The 2714-nt window shown below is 66.1% G+C and carries 3 protein-coding genes; all 3 read left to right on the top strand.

Annotation, left to right across the window (positions count from 1 at the left end):
* Window positions 1–982 (top strand): histidinol dehydrogenase (gene hisD, locus SFLMC1_RS03790; RefSeq protein ID WP_154063903.1); only part of this gene is annotated, 982 nt, incomplete at its 5' end.
* A 1-nt stretch (window position 983) separates the two neighbouring features.
* On the top strand, window positions 984–2099 hold the full coding sequence (gene hisC / locus SFLMC1_RS03795) for a histidinol-phosphate transaminase (protein WP_226798448.1): 1116 nt from the start codon (window positions 984–986) through the stop codon (window positions 2097–2099).
* Window positions 2100–2687 carry an imidazoleglycerol-phosphate dehydratase HisB gene (gene hisB, locus SFLMC1_RS03800; RefSeq protein ID WP_152075014.1) on the top strand — a complete coding sequence of 196 codons (588 nt, stop codon included), beginning with the start codon at window positions 2100–2102 and terminating at the stop codon, window positions 2685–2687.
* The last annotated feature ends 27 nt before the right edge of the window (window positions 2688–2714 follow it).

The raw sequence follows: 2714 nt of genomic DNA on the forward strand, positions 1-2714 counted from the left end.
GGTCATGGTGACCCCGCCGCAAAAAGACGGCCTGATCAGCCCCTATACGCTCGCGGCTGCCAAGCTTGGCGGCGTGGACGAGATCTATATGGTGGGCGGCGCCCAGGCCGTGGCCGCGCTGGCGTACGGTACCGAGACCATTCCGCGCGTCGATAAGATCACCGGCCCGGGCAACGCCTTTGTCGCCGCGGCCAAGCAGATCGTGTCGGGCGATGTGGGTATCGACATGGTCGCCGGTCCGTCCGAGGTCTGCGTGCTGGCCGATGCTACGGCCAAGCCCATGGTGGTCGCGGCCGACCTGATGGCCCAGGCCGAGCACGATCCGCTGGCAGCCTGCTACCTGGTGACCTGTGACGAGCAGTTTGCGCGCGAAGTCGAGGCGGGTATCGATATCTTGGTCGCGCAGTCCCCGCGCGCCGAGATCACACGCGCCTCGCTCGATAACGAGGGCACCATCGTGGTTGCCGCCGACATGGCTGCCGCCGTCGAGGCCGTGAACACCGTGGCGCCCGAGCACCTTGAGCTGCACTGCAAGGACGCGATGGGCCTGCTCGGCGGTATTCGCAACGCCGGCGCCATCTTTGTGGGCGCTTGGAGCTCCGAGCCGCTCGGCGATTATGTTGCCGGCCCCAACCACACGCTGCCGACCGGCGGCACGGCCATGTTCTCCAACCCGCTTTCGGTTGAAGAGTTCGTTAAGCGCTCGAGCGTTATTTGCTATACACCCGAGGGCCTGCTCTCCGACGCTCCCGCCACACAGCGCCTCGCCGAGGCCGAGGGTCTGTGGGCACACGCGCTTTCCGCCGCCCTGCGCCGTCGCGCGCTGGAGCAGGGCGAGGATGCCGTGAGCGCCGAGTCGCTCGCCGCGGCCGACCTGACCAAGGTCGCCTGGCCGGGCGACGCCGTGGCGACGGTTGCCGAGGGTGTAGATCTGGCGGCTGCAGGCGCGGATGGCGCTGGCACGACCGGCGGGGAGGCCTAATATGGCCGAGCTGACGCCCCGCATGAAGGAGCTCGTCCAGCCTTACCTGGCCGGTATTGAGCCCTACGATCCCAACTTTACGCCCACGCGCATCAATCTTTCGGCCAACGAGAACACCTATCCCGTGCCGGCCGGCGTACGCGAGGCGGTCGATGCGGCGCTCGCCGCCACACCGCTCAACCGCTATCCCGATCCCATGTCGAACGACCTGCGCGACGAGCTGGCTGTCTGGCATGGCGTGACGCGCGAGAACATCTGCGTGGGCAACGGCGGTGACGAGCTGCTCTACAACTATCTGCTGGCGTTTGGCGGCGCGGGGAGGACCCTGCTCAACTGCCCGCCGTGCTTTAGCGAGTATGCCTTCTTTGCGTCTCTGTGCCAGACCGAGGTGCGTGACGTGTGGCGCGACCCGGCGAGCTTTGAGCTCGACCAGGCGGCCGTGCTTGCGGCGGCGCCCGAGTGCAATCTGGCCATCGTGACCTCGCCCAACAATCCCACGGGCGACGTGGCTCCGCTCGACTTTGTCGCGGCGCTGTGCGACGCCTGTCCCGGCATGGTGATGGTCGACGAGGCCTACGTTGAGTTTGCCGACGATTCGTTTGGCGCGGCAACTACGGCGCAGGGACTTATCGCCGAGCATCCCAACCTGGTGATTCTGCACACGCTGTCCAAGGCGTTTGGCGCCGCCGGCACGCGTCTGGGTTATGTGATCGCAGTGCCCGAGGTTATCGAGGTGTTCGCGGCGATTCGCCAGATCTACTCGGTCAACGTGCTGAGCCAGGCGGCGGCACTTGCCTGCGTACGTGCCCGCGATGCGTATGCGCCCGTGGTGGCGCTGGTTGCGAACGAGCGCGACCGCGAACTGGCTTCCCTGCACGCGATGGGTGCCGCGGGCCTGCCGGTGGAGGCATGGCTGAGTGCGGCGAACTTTGTGCTCGTGCGCACTCCGCACGCCACGCGCGTGCGCGAGCGCCTGCGCGACGAGTATTCCATTTTGGTGCGCGACTTTAGCTACGCGCCGGGGCTCGCTGACTGCCTGCGCATTACCGTGGGCACGCCGCAGGAAAACGAAGAAGTGCTGGACGCGTTTGCCGCGCTGGTGAAGGAGGAGATGTAGATGGGTCGTTATGCCGAGGTGACCCGTAAGACGGGCGAGACCGACATTGTCGTCAAGCTCGACCTGGATGGATCCGGCGTGTGCGATATCTCGACCGGCGTGCCGTTTTTCGATCACATGCTCAACGCCTTTGGCCGCCATGGTCTGTTCGATCTGACGGTGCACGCGGTGGGCGACGTGGAGGTCGACGCGCATCACACCGTCGAGGACACGGGCATTGTGCTGGGCGAGGCGTTTTGCCGGGCGCTGGGCGATAAGGCGGGCATCACGCGCTTTGCCGACGCGGCGATTGCCATGGACGAGACACTCGTGATGGCCGCTGTGGACATCTCGGGTCGTGGGCAGGCCTACTGCGAGCTGCCCGTGCCGACTGAGCGCGTGGGCAGCTTCGATACCGAGCTGGCCGTCGAGTTCTTCTACGCCTTTGCGCGCGACGCCAAGCTCACGCTGCATGTGCGCGAGCTGGCGGGTGGCAATTCGCACCACATTATCGAGGCCGCCTTTAAGGCCGTGGGCCGCACGATGCGCCACGCCTGCGAGCTGGACCCCCGCGTGCAGGGCATCCCCAGCACCAAGGGATCGCTGTAACCTGCCAAAAAGGGACAGGTTTATTTT

It is taken from the genome of Collinsella aerofaciens (assembly GCF_901212495.1).
Taxonomy (GTDB): Bacteria; Actinomycetota; Coriobacteriia; order Coriobacteriales; family Coriobacteriaceae; genus Collinsella; species Collinsella aerofaciens_H.